16 protein-coding genes are annotated in these 19707 nt (G+C 70.7%); 11 read left to right on the top strand and 5 right to left on the bottom strand.

All coding sequences use genetic code 11. The features are described from left to right. Positions 1 to 29: 29 nt before the first annotated feature. The 5 genes from SSP29_RS00900 to mutM all read left to right on the top strand — a co-directional run bounded on the left by SSP29_RS00900 (position 30) and on the right by mutM (position 3946). Positions 30 to 1136 (top strand): F0F1 ATP synthase subunit B, encoded by a 1107-nt coding sequence (locus tag SSP29_RS00900; RefSeq protein WP_089098523.1) that lies wholly within the window; start codon positions 30 to 32, stop codon positions 1134 to 1136. Between the two features lie 154 nt (positions 1137 to 1290). Beyond that, a complete protein-coding gene (locus SSP29_RS00895; RefSeq protein WP_089098522.1) occupies positions 1291 to 1941 on the top strand; it encodes a YceD family protein in 651 nt (216 codons plus the stop codon). A 2-nt stretch (positions 1942 to 1943) separates the two neighbouring features. Beyond that, positions 1944 to 2117, top strand: a complete 174-nt coding sequence (rpmF, locus tag SSP29_RS00890; protein WP_003951102.1) for a 50S ribosomal protein L32 — start codon at positions 1944 to 1946, stop codon at positions 2115 to 2117. An 8-nt stretch (positions 2118 to 2125) separates the two neighbouring features. After that, positions 2126 to 2980 carry a ribonuclease III gene (gene rnc / locus SSP29_RS00885; protein WP_167449833.1) on the top strand — a complete coding sequence of 285 codons (855 nt, stop codon included), beginning with the start codon at positions 2126 to 2128 and terminating at the stop codon, positions 2978 to 2980. Between the two features lie 81 nt (positions 2981 to 3061). Then, entirely contained in the window at positions 3062 to 3946 is an 885-nt protein-coding gene (gene mutM, locus SSP29_RS00880) for a bifunctional DNA-formamidopyrimidine glycosylase/DNA-(apurinic or apyrimidinic site) lyase (protein ID WP_089098520.1), read from the top strand. Here mutM and SSP29_RS00875 read toward each other — a convergent pair. Beyond that, complete coding sequence (locus tag SSP29_RS00875; RefSeq protein ID WP_089098519.1) at positions 3919 to 4320, bottom strand: winged helix-turn-helix transcriptional regulator; 402 nt, start codon at positions 4318 to 4320, stop codon at positions 3919 to 3921. The genes mutM and SSP29_RS00875 overlap by 28 nt on opposite strands. 82 nt (positions 4321 to 4402) lie before the next feature. Then, a complete protein-coding gene (locus SSP29_RS00870) occupies positions 4403 to 5542 on the bottom strand; it encodes a CAP domain-containing protein (RefSeq protein WP_089098518.1) in 1140 nt (379 codons plus the stop codon). Positions 5543 to 5731: 189 nt separating this feature from the next. On the opposite strand from SSP29_RS00870, the gene SSP29_RS00865 reads away from it, so the two are divergent. From SSP29_RS00865 to SSP29_RS00845, 4 genes are all read left to right on the top strand, one after another. Then, positions 5732 to 6013 carry an acylphosphatase gene (locus SSP29_RS00865; RefSeq protein ID WP_089098517.1) on the top strand — a complete coding sequence of 94 codons (282 nt, stop codon included), beginning with the start codon at positions 5732 to 5734 and terminating at the stop codon, positions 6011 to 6013. A gap of 383 nt (positions 6014 to 6396) precedes the next feature. Further along, a complete protein-coding gene (locus tag SSP29_RS00860; RefSeq protein ID WP_089099736.1) occupies positions 6397 to 6600 on the top strand; it encodes a hypothetical protein in 204 nt (67 codons plus the stop codon). A gap of 247 nt (positions 6601 to 6847) precedes the next feature. Beyond that, complete coding sequence (locus SSP29_RS00850) at positions 6848 to 10546, top strand: SMC hinge domain-related protein (RefSeq protein WP_089098516.1); 3699 nt, start codon at positions 6848 to 6850, stop codon at positions 10544 to 10546. A gap of 298 nt (positions 10547 to 10844) precedes the next feature. Next, complete coding sequence (locus SSP29_RS00845; protein ID WP_089098515.1) at positions 10845 to 12263, top strand: sugar porter family MFS transporter; 1419 nt, start codon at positions 10845 to 10847, stop codon at positions 12261 to 12263. Positions 12264 to 12661: 398 nt separating this feature from the next. On the opposite strand, the gene SSP29_RS00840 is transcribed toward SSP29_RS00845, so the two are convergent. Together SSP29_RS00840 and SSP29_RS00835 are read right to left on the bottom strand one after the other, a co-directional pair. Beyond that, positions 12662 to 13633, bottom strand: a complete 972-nt coding sequence (locus tag SSP29_RS00840; protein ID WP_089098514.1) for an LLM class flavin-dependent oxidoreductase — start codon at positions 13631 to 13633, stop codon at positions 12662 to 12664. A 56-nt stretch (positions 13634 to 13689) separates the two neighbouring features. Then, a complete protein-coding gene (locus SSP29_RS00835; protein WP_089098513.1) occupies positions 13690 to 15162 on the bottom strand; it encodes a cytosine permease in 1473 nt (490 codons plus the stop codon). Positions 15163 to 15441: 279 nt separating this feature from the next. On the opposite strand from SSP29_RS00835, the gene ftsY reads away from it, so the two are divergent. Next, positions 15442 to 16635 (top strand): signal recognition particle-docking protein FtsY, encoded by a 1194-nt coding sequence (gene ftsY / locus SSP29_RS00830; RefSeq protein WP_089098512.1) that lies wholly within the window; start codon positions 15442 to 15444, stop codon positions 16633 to 16635. 254 nt (positions 16636 to 16889) lie between these two features. On the opposite strand, the gene SSP29_RS00825 is transcribed toward ftsY, so the two are convergent. After that, complete coding sequence (locus SSP29_RS00825) at positions 16890 to 17546, bottom strand: bifunctional DNA primase/polymerase (protein WP_089098511.1); 657 nt, start codon at positions 17544 to 17546, stop codon at positions 16890 to 16892. A 457-nt stretch (positions 17547 to 18003) separates the two neighbouring features. Between SSP29_RS00825 and nsdA the strand changes: the two genes are divergently transcribed. Then, positions 18004 to 19488, top strand: coding sequence for a transcriptional repressor NsdA (gene nsdA, locus SSP29_RS00820; protein ID WP_089098510.1), 1485 nt, complete (start codon positions 18004 to 18006; stop codon positions 19486 to 19488). Positions 19489 to 19707: the final 219 nt, after the last annotated feature.

Genomic DNA, 19707 nt, shown 5'->3' with positions numbered 1-19707 from the left:
AACCCAGCTGTAGAGAGTGGCGAGCACAGGTGGACGTGCAGAAGAAGCTCGACGAGATCGTGACCTCGGTCACCGGCGCCCGGTCCATGCCCATGTCGGCGTCGTGCGTGGTCAACCGCGCCGAGCTGCTCGCGATGCTCGAAGAGCTGCGCCAGGCGCTGCCCGGCTCGCTCGCGCAGGCCGAGGAGCTGATCGGCGGCCGGGACCAGATGGTCGAGCAGGCCCGTATGGAAGCGGAGCGGATCATCGAGACCGCGCATGCCGAGCGCGGCTCGCTGATCTCCGACACCGAGGTGGCCCGCCGCTCCCAGGCCGAGGCCGACCGGATCCTCGCCGAGGCCCGCCAGGAGGCCGAGGAGGTCCGCGCCGACGCCGACGACTACGTCGACTCCAAGCTCGCGAACTTCGAGGTCGTCCTCACCAAGACGCTCGGCTCGGTCGGCCGTGGCCGCGAGAAGCTGCTCGGCACCGGCCCCGGCCTCGACGAGCAGGGCTACGAGGACGAGGACGCCCCCGAGCGCAGCCACGACCCGGAGACCCTGCGCCGGGACGCCGACGCCTACGTCGACGTCAAGCTCGGCGCCTTCGAGGCGGTCCTCGCCAAGACCCTGGAGGCGGTCGGCAAGGGCCGCGCCAAGCTGCACGGCCGGATCGCCTCCGACGCCCTCGGCGCCCTCGCCGACGACGACACGACCTTCCAGCACTCCAGCGACGCCGACTACCTCGCCGATCTCGCGGCCCTCGCCGACCGGGACGCCCAGGCGGCGCAGGCGCAGTCGCAGTCTCAGGCGGCCCAGGCCGAGCAGCCCCAGCAGCAGCCGCAGTACGACCAGCAGCCCGTGGCGCAGGATCCGTACGGCTACCCCCAGCAGCAGCCCGTCTACGCCCAGCAGGACGCGTACGGCTACCAGCAGGACCCCTACGGCTACCAGCAGGCTGATCCGTACGCCGCCGCCTACCAGGGCTACGACACCGGCCAGCAGCCCGTCTACGACCCCCAGCAGCAGCCGGCGGCCCAGCAGCACCAGCAGCACCAGCAGCACCAGTCGTACGCCCTCGACGAGACCAGCCTCTTCGACACCGGCATGATCACGCCGGAGCAGCTGCGGGCGTACGAACAGGGCCGGGGCCTGTAGAAACCCGGCGGAAGGCGGCCGGGAGGCAGGCGGATTGGGCCGACAGCGAAAGGTCCAGTATCCTGGCTCTTCGGTCGCGTCTACGTCCGCGATCCACGCTGCCCGGAGGCATCTCAGGACGGCGTCCCTCTGAGTTCGAAGATCGAAAGCAGGAATGGCTCCTCACACGCGCCTCGACCACCGCAACCCGTTCGTGTTCGACACACACGAGCTGGGGCGGCGTCCAGGTGCCCTGCAGCGCCTGACCCGCACGATCGACGCTCCCCAGGACTTCGGTATCAAGGGGGTCATCGGAGTGCCGGAAGGCGCCCCGGTGGAGCTCGAACTCCGGCTTGAGTCGGTCATGGAAGGTGTGCTTGTGACAGGCACCGCCCGTGCACAGGCCGAGGGGGAGTGCGTAAGGTGTCTGGAGCCGGTCGAGCAGGAGCTCGAAGCGGACTTCCAGGAACTGTTCTCGTACCCTGACGCCGACGACCGGGGCCGCGTGATCGCGGAACCGGGCGACGACGCCGAGGACGACGAGGACAGGTTCTTCATCGAGGACGGCCTGTTCGACCTCGAACCAGTGCTGCGTGATGCGGTGGTGCTCGCACTGCCGATGCAGCCGGTGTGCCAGGACGACTGCCTGGGCCTGTGCTCCGAGTGCGGAGTGCGGCTCACGGACGACCCGGACCACCACCATGACGCCGTCGACATCCGTTGGGCGGCTTTGCAGGGACTCGCCGGTTCCACGAAGGACGGCGAGAAGGACGAGATGTCCGGCGCTGACGCGGAAGCGGGCGTCGACGAGAAGCAGGAGAAGTAGCCGTGGCTGTTCCGAAGCGGAAGATGTCGCGCAGCAACACGCGCCACCGCCGGTCGCAGTGGAAGGCTGCGGTCCCCACCCTGGTTGCGTGCGAGCGCTGCCACGAGCCCAAGCAGCAGCACATCGCGTGCCCGTCTTGCGGCACCTACAACAAGCGCCAGGTCCTCGAAGTCTGAGCGGCCAGGTGAGAGGCACTGTGTCCAGTCCCAAGAAGGGCGAAGAGCCCAAGGCGGACCCAACCGCCAAGAAGAAGGCGGACAGCACGGCCTCGTCCCACACGCTTCTGGAAGGGCGGCTCGGCTACAAGCTCGAGTCCGCCCTTCTGGTGCGTGCGCTGACCCACCGTTCCTTCGCATACGAGAACGGCGGCCTGCCGACGAACGAGCGGCTGGAGTTCCTCGGTGACTCCGTCCTCGGCCTCGTCGTCACGGACACGCTGTACAACACCCACCCCGACCTGCCCGAGGGCCAGCTGGCCAAGCTCCGGGCAGCGGTGGTGAACTCGCGTGCGCTCGCGGAGGTGGGCCGGGGTCTCGACCTGGGCTCCTTCATCCGGCTCGGCCGCGGTGAAGAGGGCACGGGCGGCCGGGACAAGGCGTCCATCCTCGCCGACACCCTGGAAGCGGTGATCGGCGCGGTCTATCTCGACCAGGGCCTCGACTCGGCGTCCGAGCTGGTGCACCGGCTCTTCGACCCGCTGATCGAGAAGTCCTCGAACCTCGGAGCCGGCCTGGACTGGAAGACCAGTCTCCAGGAGCTCACCGCGACGGAGGGCCTCGGCGTGCCCGAGTACCTGGTCACGGAGACCGGCCCCGATCACGAGAAGACCTTCACTGCTGCCGCCCGCGTCGGAGGCGTCTCGTACGGCACCGGCACCGGCCGCAGCAAGAAGGAGGCGGAGCAGCAGGCCGCCGAGTCCGCCTGGCGCGCGATTCGCGCCGCGGCGGACGAGCGCGCCGAGGCCAAGGCAGCCGAACAGGCGGCCCGGGCCGAAGCCGAGGAGGACGACGGCCCGCCGTCGTCCGCCGCCTCCGCCTGACGAACAGCGCAGCCCGAGCGCCCGCCACCTTTCCACGGAGGCGGGCGCTCGGATCGTCCACGGTCCTTCCCGGGAGTCCCGATGCCTGAATTGCCCGAGGTGGAGGTCGTACGGCGCGGCCTGGAGCGGTGGGTCGCCCATCGCGTCGTGGCCGAGGCCGAGGTCCTGCACCCGCGTGCCGTACGACGGCACCTCGCCGGCGCCGACGACTTCACGCACCGGCTCAAGGGCCACCGCATCGGCACCCCGAGCCGGCGCGGCAAGTACCTGTGGCTGCCGCTGGAGGACACGGGCCAGTCGGTCCTCGCCCACCTCGGCATGAGCGGCCAGCTGCTGGTGCAGCCGCACGCGGCACCGGACGAGAAGCACCTCAGAATCCGCGTCGGATTCGCCGACACGCTGACATCAGCCGCTGCCGCGGCGGGCGCCACCGAACTGCGCTTCGTCGACCAACGCACCTTCGGCGGACTGTCGTTGCACGACAACACCCCCGACGGGCTGCCCGACGTCATCGCGCACATCGCCCGTGACCCCCTCGACGCGCTGTTCGACGACGAGGCCTTCCACCAGGCGCTGCGCCGCAAGCGGTCCACCATCAAGAGGGCGCTGCTCGACCAGTCGCTGATCAGCGGAGTCGGCAACATCTACGCGGACGAGGCCCTCTGGCGCGCCCGCATCCACTACGAGCGGCCGACCGCCGGCTTCACCCGCCCGCGCACCGCCGAACTCCTCGGCCATGTACGGGACGTGATGAACGCGGCCCTGGCCGTCGGCGGCACCAGCTTCGACAGCCTGTACGTCAACGTCAACGGCGAGTCGGGGTACTTCGACCGCTCGCTGGACGCCTACGGCAGGGAAGGGCTGCCCTGCCGGCGATGCGGTACGCCGATGCGCAGGCGGCCCTGGATGAACCGGTCCAGCTACTTCTGCCCGAAGTGTCAGCGGGCGCCGCGCGAGTCGTCGTAGCGCTCGCGGGCGGCCAGCACCTCGTCCATCCGGCTCTCCACGAAGTGGACGACGGCCAGCAGGTGTTCGGCGACCCCGCGGCCGAGCGGGGTGAGTTCGTAGTCGACGCGCGGCGGGTTGGTCGGCTGCGCCTCGCGGTGCACGAGGCCGTCGCGCTCCAGGGCCTGGAGCGTCTGGGAGAGCATCTTCTCGCTGACGCCGTCCACGCGCCGGCGCAGCTCGTTGAACCGGAACGGCCCCTCGTACAGCGCGCTCAGCGTGAGCCCGCCCCAGCGGCCCATCACGTGCTCAAGGGTGGTGCGCGAGGGACAGGCCCGAGCGAAGACGTCGTACGGAGGCAGCGGCTCCGCGACGCTGTCCTGGGTGAGGGTCATACGTCAAGCGTACGGGAGCACAGCGCTAACCGACAGGGTGCGCTAACTATTGGTTAGTGCACTCGACCGGCGGCCGGTACGACTAGTAGCCGAAGTCCTGCGTCCACCACGGCCCGCCCTCGCCGAAGTGCACCCCGACCCCGAGGGTCTTGAAGTCGCAGTTCAGGATGTTGGCGCGGTGGCCCTCGCTGTTCATCCAGGCGTCCATGACGGCCTGGGCGGTGGCCTGGCCACGGGCTATGTTCTCGCCGCCGAGGGTGGATATGCCGGCCGCCGCGGCCCGGTCCCACGGCGTCTTGCCGTCCGGGTCGGTGTGGTCGAAGAAGTCCCGCGCGGCCATGTCGTCGCTGAACGCCTCGGCCAGCTTGGTCAGCGAGGAGTTCGCCGACAGCGCGCTGCAGCCGACCTTGGCCCGCTCCTCGTTCACCAGCTGCAGCACCTCGGCCTCGACGACGGCCTCCTGGGAGGAGGTGATCGGCGCGGCGGTCTTCGCCGGCGCCTTCGTGGCCGTCTTGCTCGGGGTGGCCGTCGCCTGCTTGGACGGCGTGGCGGTGGGCGTCGGCTTCTCGGTCGCCGTCTTCGTCGGGGTGGGCGACGCGGAGGCCGACGCGGATGCGGAGGCGGACTTCGAGGCGGACGCCGTCGGGGTCGGCGAGGCGGAGCGCTGGGTGTCCCGGCTGGTCGAGGAGCCGGTGCCGCGGCTCTCGGCGCTGCCGGAGGTGCCGCCCTGCTCGGCGGCCGTATTGCTGGGCGCGCCGTCGGCCTGCACCCGCTCGCCGCCGGTCGTGCTGCTGTTGCCGCCGAGCTTGTAGTTCTCCAGGCCCGGCACCACGCCGGCGGCCACCGCGACCGTACCGATGGCGACCGCGGCGGAGACCCCGAGCAGCCCGGTGGCCACGGGCCGCCCCGACTTCTTCCGGCGCCGGTGCCCGCCGCCCGAGGAGGAGCCGCCGGCCGGGGCGAACTCCTCGGCCGGGAAGTCGGCGGTGTTCATGAAGCGGGCGTAGTCGTCCTCGGTGGCGAACAGGTAGGCCGAGCTGCGCGCGTTGGTGTCGGCGTACTCCTCCTGGCGCAGGTAGGCGGCCGTGCCCGTGCCGTAGCGGAGGCCCGCGTACGAGTCCTGCGGGTCGTGGCCGCCCGGGTGTGAGCCGTCGTGTTCCGTGACCCCCGTGGCGCGGCCCGTGGCGGCGCGGCCGGCGGCGTGGCGTCGGTGGCGTCCCATGTCCTTGCCCTCTTCCCTCGTCCTCGCGGTCGGGGTCGACCAGGGGCCGGTGTGGCCAGCGACTCCTTCTGGTCAACCAGACTCACTCGATCGAGTGAGTTTCATATGAGATTCGTTGGGTGGGGACGGTACCCCATGCCGCCGGAGGAGGAAGTGTCCCGAGGGACATTGGCCGGTTAGGTTGCACCCATGAGCGAGGATGTGCGACTGGTCGCCTGGGTCCGTGGACGTGTGCAGGGCGTGGGTTTCCGCTGGTTCACGCGGGCCAAGGCGCTGGAGATCGGGGGCCTGAGTGGTTTTGCTCTCAATTTGGGCGACGGCCGCGTCCAGGTGGTCGCGGAGGGCTCCCGGACGGGCTGCGAAGGACTGCTCGACTGGCTCCAGGGCGATGACACGCCCGGGCGGGTGGAGGGTGTCACCGAGATCTGGGACACACCCAGGGGCGGCTACGACGGCTTCGCCATCCGCTGAGCCCGCTCTGTAAAGCGACGCAGGCGGAAGCGGAGTGATCTGCCACCGGCATGTGCCCCGAGCAGAAATGGCCTGGTGGTTGCCAAGAACCGCGTGTCGTGGCAGGCTCCGCACTTACAGATGATCGCCACGCCCTGAGGGCCCCGCAGGAGTCGCAGCGCCGCCCGTCCAGGGTCGCCCGATCGCGGGTTCGCCCGCCAATACAGGGCGTGATCGTGTTGACCGTCAAACTTTTTGGTGAGACGCTGAAAGCCCCGCGCACCTTAGCTGTTTGGCATGGCGCAACAGTCGAGAAACACTCGGATGTGTCAAGCACCGCGGGTGCGAATCCCTCACGACCCACACCGCTTCGGTCGGTCACTCAGTGTGGAGGACCATCCATCATGGCAAAGGCGCTTCTCGGTTACGTCGGCGGCTCCGACCCGCGACTCCTCGCCGAGATGCGACGGCTCCAGCAGCGAGTCCAGGACCTCGAATCCGAGCTTGTACGGATCCAGGCCGAGAACGACGAGCTGACGGCTGCCGCTTCTCCCGACAGGATCATGGAGAGCATCGACGCACACCAGGCGGAGCCTGCGCTCACCTGATCGCTGCATCGCTCCACAACAGCACATGCGGCGGTTGGGCAGCCCTTTCAACCGCTTAAATTGTCAAGATTTGCAAGGGACGCCCCGGCGTCCCTTCTTTCTTGCGCACCCGTTCCCGCCCCGGTCCAGCCCCGCGCATCCTTTCACCTTCTTTAACGTCTGGTGTGCCCTGCATGTTCATGCGCGAAACCGCGAGGTTGCGAGGGGTCGTGGAGTGCGGTAGCGGCGCCGGGTAGAGTCCGGCGGCGTGCACCTCAAGGCCCTGACCCTCCGCGGGTTCAAGTCGTTCGCCTCGGCGACCACGCTCCGGTTCGAGCCGGGGATCACGTGTGTCGTCGGTCCGAACGGCTCGGGCAAGTCCAATGTCGTGGACGCGCTCACCTGGGTCATGGGCGAACACAGCGCCAAGTCGCTGCGCGGCGGCAAGATGGAGGACGTCATCTTCGCCGGCACCACCGGCCGCCCCCCGCTGGGCCGCGCCGAGGTGTCCCTGACCATCGACAACTCCGACGGCGCCCTGCCCATCGAGTACGCCGAGGTCACCATCACGCGGATCATGTTCCGCAACGGCGGCAGCGAGTACCAGATCAACGGCGACACCTGCCGCCTCCTGGACATCCAGGAACTCCTCTCCGACTCCGGCATCGGCCGTGAGATGCACGTCATCGTCGGCCAGGGCCAGCTCGACTCCGTCCTGCACGCGGACCCGATGGGCCGCCGCGCCTTCATCGAGGAGGCGGCCGGCGTCCTCAAGCACCGCAAGCGCAAGGAGAAGGCGCTGCGCAAGCTGGACGCGATGCAGGCCAACCTCGCGCGCGTGCAGGACCTGACCGACGAACTCCGCCGCCAGCTCAAGCCCCTCGGCCGGCAGGCCGCGGTCGCCCGCCGGGCCGCCGTCATCCAGGCGGACCTCCGCGACGCCCGCCTGCGCCTCCTCGCCGACGACCTCGTACGACTCCGCCAGGCACTCCAGACCGAGGTCGCCGACGAGGCCGCCCTCAAGGAGCGCAAGGAAGCCGCCGAGCAGGAGCTGAAGAAGGCCCTCCAGCGGGAGGCGCTCCTGGAGGACGAGGTACGGCAGCTCACCCCGCGCCTGCAGCGGGCCCAGCAGACCTGGTACGAGCTCTCCCAGCTCGCCGAACGTGTCCGCGGCACCATCTCGCTGGCCGACGCCCGGGTGAAGAGCGCCACCTCCACGCCGCCCGAGGAACGGCGCGGCCGCGACCCCGAGGACATGGAGCGCGAGGCCCACCGCATCCGTGAGCAGGAGGCCGAACTCGAAGCCTCCCTGGAGGCGGCCCAGCACGCCCTGGACGACACCGTCGCCCACCGCGCCGAGCTGGAGCGCGAACTCGCCGTCGAAGAGCGGCGCCTGAAGGACGTGGCCCGGTCCATCGCCGACCGCCGCGAAAGCCTGGCCCGGCTGAACGGCCAGGTGGGCGCCGCCCGCTCACGCGCCGCGTCCGCCCAGGCCGAGATCGACAGGCTGGCCGCCGCCCGCGACGAGGCCCAGGAGCGGGCGGTCTCGGCGCAGGAGGAGTACGAGGCGCTGAAGGCCGAGGTCGACGGCCTCGACGCCGGCGACGAGGAACTGGCCGCACAGCACGACCGGGCCAAGCACCGGCTCGCCGAGGCGGAGGCCGCCCTGACCGCGGCCCGCGAGGCGGTCACGGCAGTGGAACGCAAGCGCGCTGCGACCCAGGCCCGCCACGAGGCGCTGGCGCTGGGCCTGCGCCGCAAGGACGGCACAGGAATACTGCTGGGCGCACGGGATCGCCTCACCGGCATCCTGGGCCCGGCGGCGGAACTGCTCACGGTGACCCCGGGCCACGAGGTCGCCCTGGCGGCAGCCTTCGGCACGGCGGCGGACGCGATCGCGGTGACGACCCCGTCCTCGGCGGCCGACGCGATCCGCCTGCTGCGCAAACAGGACGGCGGCAGGGCAGCACTGCTGCTGGCGGGAGCCCCTGAGGCGCCCTTGCCTGAAGCGCCCCATAGGGGCGCGGGGAACGGCGCGACCAGCCACGACGGCGCCGCACAGGAAGAATCCGCCGACTCGGCAGCGCCCCATAGGGGCGCGGGGAACGGCGCGACCAGCCACGACGGCGCCGCACTCGACCGACGACCCTTCACGGCACCCCCTTCAGGGCACCTCGCTGCCGACCTCGTCCGCGGCCCCGCCGACCTCATGCCCGCCGTACGCCGCCTCCTGCACGGCATCGTCGTCGTCGACACCCTTGAGGCCGCCGAGGACCTCGTCTACCGCCACCCCCACCTCACCGCCGTCACCGCCGAAGGCGACCTCCTCGGCGCCCACTTCGCGCACGGCGGCTCCGCCGGCGCCCCCAGCCTCCTCGAAGTGCAGGCCTCCGTGGACGAGGCCGCCGCCGAGCTGGAGGAGCTCGCCGTCCGCTGCGAGGAGCTGTCCGAGGCCCAGGAGTCGGCCCAGGCGCACCGCAAGGAGTGCGCGGCACTCGTCGAGGAACTGGGGGAGCGGCGCCGCGCCGCCGACCGCGAGAAGTCGGCCGTGGCCCAGCAGCTAGGCCGTCTCGCCGGACAGGCCCGCGGCGCGGCAGGCGAGGCGGAACGTTCCACGGCCGCCGCCGCCCGTGCCCAGGACTCCCTGGACAAGGCCCTGGAAGAGGTCGAGATCCTGGCCGAGCGGCTCGCCGTGGCCGAGGAGATGCCCGTCGAGGAGGAGCCCGACACCTCGGCGCGTGACCGGCTCGCCGCCGACGGCGCCAACGCCCGCCAGACCGAGATGGAGGCCCGCCTCCAGGTCCGTACCCACGAGGAGCGGGTCAAGGGCCTCGCCGGCCGCGCCGACTCCCTCGACCGCGCCGCCCGCGCGGAGCGCGACGCACGCGCGCGTGCGGAACAGCGCCGGGCCCGGCTGCGCCACGAGGCGGAGGTCGCGGAGGCGGTCGCGGCCGGTGCACGCCAGCTGCTCGCACACGTCGAGGTCTCGGTCCGGCGGGCCGAGCAGGAACGTGCCGCCGCCGAAGCCGCGAAGGCCCGGCGCGAGCAGGAGCTGACGGCCGCCCGCACCACCGGCCGCGACCTCAAGGCCGAGCTCGACAAACTCACGGATTCGGTTCACCGGGGCGAGGTACTCGGCGCCGAGAAACGGCTGCGGATCGAGCAGCTGGAGGCCAAGGCGCTGGAGGAGCTCGGTGTCGAACCGGCGGGGCTCGTCGAGGAGTACGGCCCGCACCAGCCGGTGCCGCCCTCGCCTCCCGCCGAGGGCGAGGTGCTGCCGGACGACCCCGAGCACCCGCGCAACCAGCCGAAGTCCTTCCACCGGGCCGAGCAGGAGCGCAGGCTCAAGGCGGCCGAGCGGGCCTACCAGCAGCTCGGCAAGGTCAACCCGCTCGCCCTGGAGGAGTTCGCGGCCCTTGAGGAACGGCACAAGTTCCTCAGCGAACAGCTGGAGGACCTGAAGAAGACCCGCGCCGACCTGCTTCAGGTCGTGAAGGAGGTCGACGAGCGCGTCGAGCAGGTCTTCGCGGAGGCGTACCGGGACACGGCGAGGGAGTTCGAGGGCGTCTTCAGCCGCCTCTTCCCGGGCGGCGAGGGCCGGCTGATCCTGACCGACCCCGACAACATGCTCACCACGGGCGTGGACGTCGAGGCCCGCCCGCCGGGCAAGAAGGTCAAGCGGCTCTCCCTGCTGTCGGGCGGCGAACGGTCGCTGACCGCCGTCGCCATGCTGGTGTCGATCTTCAAGGCGCGCCCCAGCCCGTTCTACGTCATGGACGAGGTCGAGGCGGCCCTGGACGACACCAACCTGCAGCGGCTGATCCGCATCATGCAGGAGCTCCAGGAGTCGTCCCAGCTCATCGTGATCACGCACCAGAAGCGCACGATGGAGGTCGCCGACGCGCTGTACGGCGTCTCCATGCAGGGCGACGGTGTGTCGAAGGTCATCAGCCAGCGGCTGCGCTGACGCTGGGGCCTGGCCGACTTCTTCGGGTGCGGGTGCGTCGTGGCTGGTCGCGCAGTTCCCCGCGCCCCTTTGGGGCGCGTCACCTTCCCCTCTTCTTCAAGAAGTGAACGCATGTTCGTTGCGTGGTATCTGCAACTTCACACCTCACCGCCTATTGACTTCGAAACTTGAAGGCATAGTCTCTGCAACGTTGCTTTTACCTTCAGGTGTGAGCGGTGTGTTGATATGCGCCACTTAAACCTGAGAGGGCTCACCCCCCCACCCCCGGCAGCGTTGCCGGTGGCCCGAGGAGTTTCTTGTGACCAGCACTGCGCAGGCACCCCAGTCAGGAGCCGGGACGGCTCACCCCGATCACCTCGGGCATGTCATCTTCATCGCGGCGGCGGCCGCCATGGGTGGTTTCCTCTTCGGCTACGACAGCTCCGTCATCAACGGTGCCGTCGAGGCGATCCGGAGCCGTTACGACATCGGGTCCGCGGCCCTCGCCCAGGTCATCGCCATCGCCCTGATCGGCTGCGCCATCGGCGCCGCGACCGCCGGCCGCATAGCCGACCGCATCGGCCGTATCCGGTGCATGCAGATCGCGGCCGTGCTGTTCACCATCAGCGCCGTCGGCTCGGCGCTGCCCTTCGCCCTGTGGGACTTCGCCTTCTGGCGGATCATCGGCGGCTTCGCCATCGGCATGGCCTCCGTCATCGGCCCCGCCTACATCGCCGAGGTCGCCCCGCCCGCCTACCGCGGCCGCCTCGGCTCCTTCCAGCAGGCCGCGATCGTCATCGGCATCGCCATCTCGCAGCTGGTCAACTGGGGTCTGCTGAACGCCGCCGGCGGCGACCAGCGCGGCAAGCTGATGGGCCTGGAGGCCTGGCAGGTCATGCTCGGCGTGATGGTGGTCCCGGCCGTCCTGTACGGCCTGCTCTCCCTCGCGATCCCCGAGTCCCCGCGCTTCCTGCTCTCCGTCGGCAAGCGTGACCGCGCCCGCGCGATCCTCGAAGAGGTCGAGGGCAACAGCGCCGACCTGGACGCCCGTGTCGCCGAGATCGAGGACGCGATGAAGAGCGAGCACAAGTCCACGTTCAAGGACCTGCTCGGCGGCTCCTTCTTCTTCAAGCCGATCGTCTGGGTCGGCATCGGCCTCTCGGTCTTCCAGCAGTTCGTCGGCATCAACGTGGCGTTCTACTACTCCTCCACCCTCTGGCAGTCGGTGGGCGTCGACCCGACCGACTCGTTCCTCTACTCCTTCACGACGTCGATCATCAACATCATCGGCACCGTGATCGCGATGATCTTCGTGGACCGCATCGGCCGCAAGCCGCTGGCCCTCATCGGTTCGGTCGGCATGGTCGTCGGCCTCGCCCTGGAGGCCTGGGCCTTCTCCTCCCACCTGGTCGACGGCAAGCTCCCGTCCGCGCAGGGCTGGACCGCCCTGATCGCCGCCCACGTCTTCGTCCTCTTCTTCGCCCTGTCCTGGGGTGTGGTCGTCTGGGTCATGCTCGGCGAGATGTTCCCGAACAAGATCCGCGCCGCCGCCCTGGGCGTGGCCGCCGCCGCGCAGTGGATCGCCAACTGGGCCATCACCGCGAGCTTCCCGTCGCTGGCCGACTGGAACCTCTCCGGCACCTACGTGATCTACACGGTCTTCGCGGCCCTCTCCATCCCGTTCGTCCTGAAGTACGTCAAGGAGACGAAGGGCAAGGCCCTGGAGGAGATGGGCTGACCCCCACCGGGAGACCCCCGAACTCGAGGAGAAGGGCCAAGTCCCCGCTGCCCCTCTCCTCGTACCCCCCGCCGCCCCGCCCGGTCACTGCCCGGGCGGGGCGGCGGTTCGCATACAGATCCCCCTGATCCACCGCACACTTTCTCTCCGCCGCAACGGCGACCAGCCCCGACGGCGCTGTCCGGCGGTGCCCGCCCCTTCCGCGGCCGTTCGCCGGCATGCCTCGCTCCCGCTAGGCTGGCAGCGCCGGGAGCGTGGTCTTCGCGGTCGGCTGCGGATCTCCCGGTCCTGAACTCCGCCGCACACTTTCTCTCCGCCGCAACGGCGACCAGCCCCGACGGTGCTGTTCGGCGGTGCCCAACCCTCCCGCGGCCGTCCGCCGGCACGCCTCGCCCCCGTTACGCCGGCAGCGCCGGGAGTACGGTCTCCGCGAACAGTCGCAGGCTGCGCCACCCCTCCGCCACCGGCATCCCGCCGGCCAGTGGGTGCAGGACCAGGTTGTCCAGTCCCGCCGTCACGCACTCCTGCGGGGTGAGGATGCGGTAGACGCCCTCCTCGCGCAGCTCGCCGACCGTGGTCGCGGCGGACCGCACCGCCGAGCGGATGTCCCCGGACTGCCAGGACGCGTACGTCCGGGCCTCGTGCAGGAAGTGCTCGCCGTACTGAGCCCACGCCCGGTCCGGGTCCTCGGCGATGTGCAGCAGCGGTGTCTCGGCCGTGGGCATCATCGTCCAGCCCTCCGTGCCGTACTCGGTGAGCTGCTCCTTGTAGTACGCCTCCAGCTCCGGCAGATGCGCGCTCGGGAAGAACGGCAGGCCCAGGCGGGCGGCGCGGCGGGCGGCGGCCCTGGAGGAACCGCCGACCAGGAGGAGGGGGTGAGGGTCGGTGAGGGGGCGGGGTGTGACCCGTACCGTACGGCCCCGGTACTCGAACTCCTCCCCGGTCCACGCCTTCAGTAGCGTCTCCAGCAGCTCGTCCTGCAGCCGCCCGCGCCGCTTCCACTCCACGTCGAACAGGGCGTACTCCTCGGGCCGGTAGCCGATCCCGGCCACCGTGACCAGCCGGCCCCCGCTGAGCAGGTCGAGGACCGCGATGTCCTCCGCAAGCCGCAGCGGGTCGTGCAGCGGGCCGATCACCGCCGACACGGTCACCGCGATGGTCCGGGTCGCCCCGAACACCGCGCCCGCGAAGGCGAACGGCGACGGCAGCCAGTTGTTGTCGACGCCGTGGTGCTCCTCGGTCTGCACGGTGGTGACCCCGTGCTCGTCGGCGTACGCGGCCATGTCGAGGGCCGCCCGGTACCGGGCGCCCAGGGAGGCCGGGGAGGCGCCGGGCTCGACGAGGTTGAAGCGGACGACCGAGACGGGCATGGGAGTTCCCCTTCACCTTGGCCGGGCGGTGTGCGGGGACAGTAGCTGACGGTGCGTCAGACGGCCAGAGGTGCGGGCTTCCCGGCCGTCGCCGGGACCACCGCCGGCTTCGGCAGCACCGCGTACAGCAGGCCCGAGACGACGATCGTCGCGATCCAGCCGAGGCCGTACCGGCCGACGGGGTTGTCGGCGGCGAGCGGGCCGGTGAACCAGTCGCAGGTGGTGAAGACCAGGCCGGTGGCCAGGCCGAGCGCCCAGGCGGTGACGGCGGCGGGGGAGAAGCCGGCCCGGTACCAGTAGGCACCGGCCGGGCTGGTGTCGAGGAGGGCCGTGGCGTCGTACTCGCGGCGCCGGAGCATGTCGATCCCGAACACCCCCACCCACGCCGAGAACGCCACCGCCAGCAGCGACAGGAAGGCGATGAACGAGCCCATGAAGGAGGTCGCGGCCAGCATCAGGACGCCGCCGAGGACCAGCGAGATGACCGCGTTGATCGAGACCGCCCAGTGCCGGTGGATGCGGAAGCCCAGCGTCTGGGCGGTGAAGCCCGCCGAGTACATCGACATCGCGTTGATCAGCAGCATCCCGACCAGGGTGACGAGAAGGTAGGGGACCGCGAGCCAGAGGGGGAGGATCTCGCCGAGGAAGGAGACCGGGTCGGCGGCCTTGGCCAGACCCGGGGTGGCGGACGCGGTCACCGCGCCCATCAGGACCAGGGGGAGTACGACGATCCCGGCACCGCCGACCGTGTTGCGTACGATCGCCGCCGAGGACGCCGTATCCGGCAGGTACCGCGTGAAGTCCGGCGCGGTCGGCGCCCAGCTGATCCCGCCCGCCGCGATCAGCCCGGCCCCGGTGACCATCGCGGCCGCGGGGCCGGCGCGCTGCCCGAACACCGCGGCCCAGTCCGCCGCCACGATCAGCCGGCCGAGGACCAGCAGGGAGAAGGCGCCGAACAGCCAGGTCGCCCACCGGTTGCAGTACCGCACCGCCTTGATGCCCATGCCCGAGATCGCGAACGTGGTGATCACGAAGAGAAGCAGGGTGACGATGACCAGGACGGTGTTGCGCCCGATCCCGAACAGGATCTCCAGGACGGTCAGCAGCGCATAGGCGCCGGTCACCGCGTTGATCGTCTCCCAGCCCCAGCGCGCGACCCAGATCAGTCCGCCCGGCAGCAGGTTGCCGCGCTGGCCGAAGACCGCGCGGGAGAGGGCCATGCCCGGTGCGCCGCCGCGCTTGCCCGCGATGCCGATCAGGCCGACCAGGCCGAACGACACGAGCGGCGCCGCGACGCCGACCACCAGGCACTGCCAGAAGTTCAGCCTGAAGGACACCGTCAGGCTCGCGCCCATGGTCACCAGGAGGACGGTGATGTTGGCGGCGATCCAGGTGGGGAGCAGACCGCGGGGTGTACCGGTGCGCTCGGAGTCCGGGACCGGTTCGATGCCCCGGGTTTCGAGACCGTGGTGCTCCAGCGACTCTTCGAGATGTTCGAGCGCGCCATCGTGGTGGGCGGTGGTGCTCATGGGTAGTAATCCTACTTTGGTAGGACTAATGGCTTACAAGGTGACGCGCTGTCGATGTCGGCGGCGAGGGCGTGTCACGGCCCACAGCATGAGTCGTGACACGCCCTGGGTACGCCGCAGCGGACCCCACCCGTCGCGGATACTGGACGGGTTGTGACTCCGCCCGTGAGGGCTTCCCGCAGGCGCGCGGCCGACGGCGGGCCAGCCCGGCCCGGGGGCACGCGGGCCCCACCCTGAGAGCGACTGACCGCGCGGGGGGTCACGCATACTGAGCTTGTTATGGAAACCGTCATCCTTGCTGTAGTCATCGCCGTGGTCGTGCTCGGCGCGCTCGGCGGGCTCGTCATCGGCAGCCGGCGCAAGAAGTCGCTGCCCCCGCCGCCCCCCGCCGCGCCCGACATCACCGCGCCCCCGGCCGAGCCGCACGTCGGCGACGAGGCCGAGACGCCGCGCGACGAACCGCGCCGGACGATAGAGGAGGTCGACCTTCCCGACGGCTCGGCTCCCGTCGTCGTAGAAGAGCTTCCCGCTCCCGAGATCGAGATCCCCGAGCCCACCGCCGGCCGCCTGGTCCGGCTGCGCGCCCGGCTCTCCCGGTCCCAGAACGCCCTCGGCAAGGGGCTGCTCACGCTGCTCTCGCGTGAGCACCTCGACGACGAGACCTGGGAGGAGATCGAGGACATCCTGCTCACCGCCGACGTCGGCGTGCAGCCCACCACCGAACTGGTGGACCGGCTGCGCGAGCGCGTCAAGGTGCTCGGCACCCGCACCCCCGACGAGCTGCGCGGCCTGCTGCGCGAGGAGCTGCTCAAGCTGGTCGGCACCGACGTCGACCGCGCGGTGAAGACCGAGCCCGAGGACCGCAAGCCCGGCATCGTGATGGTCGTCGGCGTCAACGGCACCGGCAAGACCACCACCACCGGCAAGCTCGCGCGCGTCCTGGTGGCCGACGGCCGTACGGTCGTGCTCGGCGCCGCCGACACCTTCCGGGCCGCCGCCGCGGACCAGCTCCAGACCTGGGGCGAGCGGGTCGGTGCTTACACCGTGCGCGGCCCTGAGGCCGGTGACCCCGCCTCCGTCGCCTTCGACGCGGTGAAGGAGGGCAAGGAGATGGGGGTCGACGTCGTCCTCATCGACACCGCCGGGCGGCTGCACACCAAGACCGGCCTCATGGACGAGCTGGGCAAGGTCAAGCGGGTCGTCGAGAAGCACGCCCCGCTGGACGAGGTGCTGCTCGTCCTCGACGCCACCACCGGCCAGAACGGCCTGGTCCAGGCCCGGGTCTTTGCCGAGGTCGTCGACATCACCGGCATCGTGCTCACCAAGCTGGACGGCACCGCCAAGGGCGGCATCGTGATCGCGGTCCAGCGCGAACTGAACGTGCCGGTCAAGCTCATCGGCCTGGGCGAGGGCGCGGACGACCTGGCGCCGTTCGAGCCGGAGGCGTTCGTGGATGCCCTTATCGGTGACTGACCCAAGGGGGGTAACTTCACCCGCCCCAAGATCGCGAAGAAGCGCCCGATCCCCAAGGTGCAACCGGGGACGGGCGCTTCGGCGTATGAGGAGCCCCCTGCGGCCAAGCAGGTCGGGTGAAGTCTGCTGTTGCTCGGCAGCGCCCCGAAGGGGCGCGGGGCTGTATCGATATGCGGCTCCGCCGCGTGGGCGCGACCAGCCACGACGCCGTCGCGGACGAACGACGGCGCATCGCGGCAATTCCAGCGGAGCGCTCAGGCCCGCGACCGGTGCGCCACGTACGCCAGTGTCCCCAGCAGCAGCCTCGCCGCCGGCGGCCTCGTCGCCGAGTCCAGGGCCGGCGGGCGCAGCCAGCGCACCGGGCCGAGGCCGCCCCGGTCGGACGGCGGCGCGGTGATGTGCGTGCCCGGGCCGAGGCCGCGCAGGTCCAGGGAGGTCGGGTCGTCCCAGCCCATGCGGTAGAGCAGCTCGGGGAGTTCGGTGGTGGCGCCGGGGGCGACGAAGAAGTGGGCGCGGCCGTCCGGCGTGGCGGTGACCGGGCCCAGCGGGAGACCCATCCGCTCCAGGCGGGCCAGGGCGCGGCGCCCGGCGGGCTCGGCGACCTCGATCACGTCGAACGCGCGGCCGACCGACAGCATCACCGCCGCGCCCGGGAACTCTCCCCAGGCCTTGGTGACTTCGTCGAGCGTGGCGCCCGCGGACACCTGAGGGGCGAAGTCCAGCGGATGCGCTCCCGGCGCGGGGCAGCCGGCGTGTCCGCAGGAGCACGCGCCGGCCGCGGACCGGGCACCCGGCACCACGTCCCAGCCCCACAGTCCGGTGAACTCGGCGACGGCGGTGCAGTCCGATGAGCGACCGCGCCGGCGCGTGCCGGAGCGGATCTCGCGAATGCCGCCGATCGTGAAGCCCATGCCCCCTCCAACGGGTCCGGCGCGCCGGTGGTTACGACACGGAACGAGACGGAAACGGAACGTGACGCTACGGCTCCGCCTTCCCTCGCGCCCGCAAGGTCATGGCAGCGCCCTGAAGCGTCCCGGGTGGTGCACCTGGGGGTGTGCGCCCCTGAGTGCATCGCTCCGCCTACTCCCGGCCGTCCTATGTCAAGTGAATCGCGACAAGGGCATCGTGAGTTCATTCGAAGGGGTGGCGAATGGTGGCGTTTCCGGGATCGCCATGGCTGGAGCAGTGATCGTAGGATTACTTTGAGTGCACGAGGCCTGGGGGCACATGCACTCGTGGGTATGCCGGAGGCAACTCGGCATCCCGTTCGAAGGGTGAGAACTACCGGACGGGCGGCCGTATTTACCGGCATTCTGATAGGGCTTGGCGCATCCGGCATCAAGTGGTCTCAGGGATGGGGGCGTTCCAGTGGGCGGCAACGGCGGTAGCGGGACGACCGCGACCAGTACGGACAAGCGCCCCAACGAGCTGCTCAACTCATGGTTCGTGCGCAGCGGCTGGTCGAAGGGCGAGCTGGCGCGCCAAGTGAACCGCAGGGCACGCCAATTGGGCGCCAACCACATCTCCACGGACACGTCGAGAGTGCGTCGCTGGCTCGACGGGGAGAACCCGCGCGAGCCGATCCCCCGGATCCTCTCCGAGCTGTTCTCCGAGCGGTTCGGCTGCGTCGTCTCGGTCGAGGACCTCGGACTGCGGGCCGCCCGCCAGTCACCCTCCGCGACCGGCGTCGACCTGCCCTGGACGGGCCCGCAGACGGTGGCCCTGCTCAGCGAGTTCTCGCGCAGCGACCTGATGCTGGCGCGGCGCGGCTTCCTCGGAACCTCGCTGGTGCTGTCGGCGGGCCCGTCCCTCATCGAGCCGATGCAGCGCTGGCTGGTCCCCTCGCCCGCCGGACCGCAGCCGCCCCCCGAGTCCGCCGCCGACTCCCGCCGCCCAGGGCGCCTCTCCAAGCCCGAGCTGGAGCTGCTGGAGTCCACCACGGTGATGTTCCGCCAGTGGGACGCCCAGTGCGGCGGCGGCCTGCGCCGCAAGGCGGTCGTCGGCCAGCTGCACGAGGTCACCGACCTCCTCCAGGAACCCCAGCCCGAGGCCACCGCCCGCAAGCTCTTCAAGGTCGCCGCCGAGCTGGCCGAGCTGGCCGGCTGGATGTCGTACGACGTCGGCCTCCAGCCCACCGCCCAGAAGTACTTCGTGCTCGCCCTGCACGCGGCCAAGGAGGCCGGTGACAAGCCGCTGGGCTCGTACGTCCTCTCCAGCATGAGCCGCCAGATGATCCACCTCGGCCGGCCCGACGACGCTCTGGAGCTGATCCACCTCGCCCAGTACGGCAGCCGCGACTGCGCGAGCCCGCGCACCCAGTCGATGCTGTATGCGATGGAGGCCCGCGCCTACGCCAACATGGGCCAGCCCGGCAAGTGCAAGCGGGCGGTCCGGATGGCCGAGGACACCTTCGCCGAGGCCGACGAGTGGGACGACCCGGACCCCGACTGGATCCGCTTCTTCTCCGAGGCCGAGCTCTACGGCGAGAACAGCCACTCCTTCCGCGACCTCGCCTATGTCGCCGGCCGCAGCCCCACCTACGCCTCCCTGGCCGAGCCGCTGATGCAGAAGGCCGTGGAGCTGTTCGCCAAGGACGCCGAGCACCAGCGGTCGTACGCACTCAACCTCATCGGCATGGCCACCGTGCACCTGCTGCGGGGCGAGGCCGAGCAGAGCACGGTTCTGGCCTCCGAGGCCATGGGCATCGCCAAGAAGGTGCGCTCCGAGCGCGTGAACACTCGTATTCGAAAGACGGTCGACTCGGCCGTCCGCGACTACGGCGAACTCGCGGCGGTCGTCGACCTCACCGAGCAGCTCGCCGTCGACCTCCCGGAGACCGCCGAGGCGGTCTGAACCCCGGTAACCCCAAGACCCCGGCCGCGGCCGGCCCTCCCGAACTGCCCGACTCGGCTCCCCCACGCCAGGTCAGCGGAAGGCCACCGCGGCCGGTTCCATTCCTCCGAGAGAAGGTTGCGCCACGATAACGATCCAGTCGACGAACATCAGGCAGTTCACCGACGCGTAACACCCGCGACTCCTTCGTCACTCCGGCGAAACAACGAGGGGCACCGA

Origin of the sequence: Streptomyces hyaluromycini, assembly GCF_002217755.1 — a bacterium.
In the GTDB taxonomy this organism is placed as follows: Bacteria; Actinomycetota; Actinomycetes; order Streptomycetales; family Streptomycetaceae; genus Streptomyces; species Streptomyces hyaluromycini.
The sequence above is the reverse complement of the archived record's forward strand: the minus strand, read 5'-3'. Positions and strand labels throughout refer to the sequence as shown.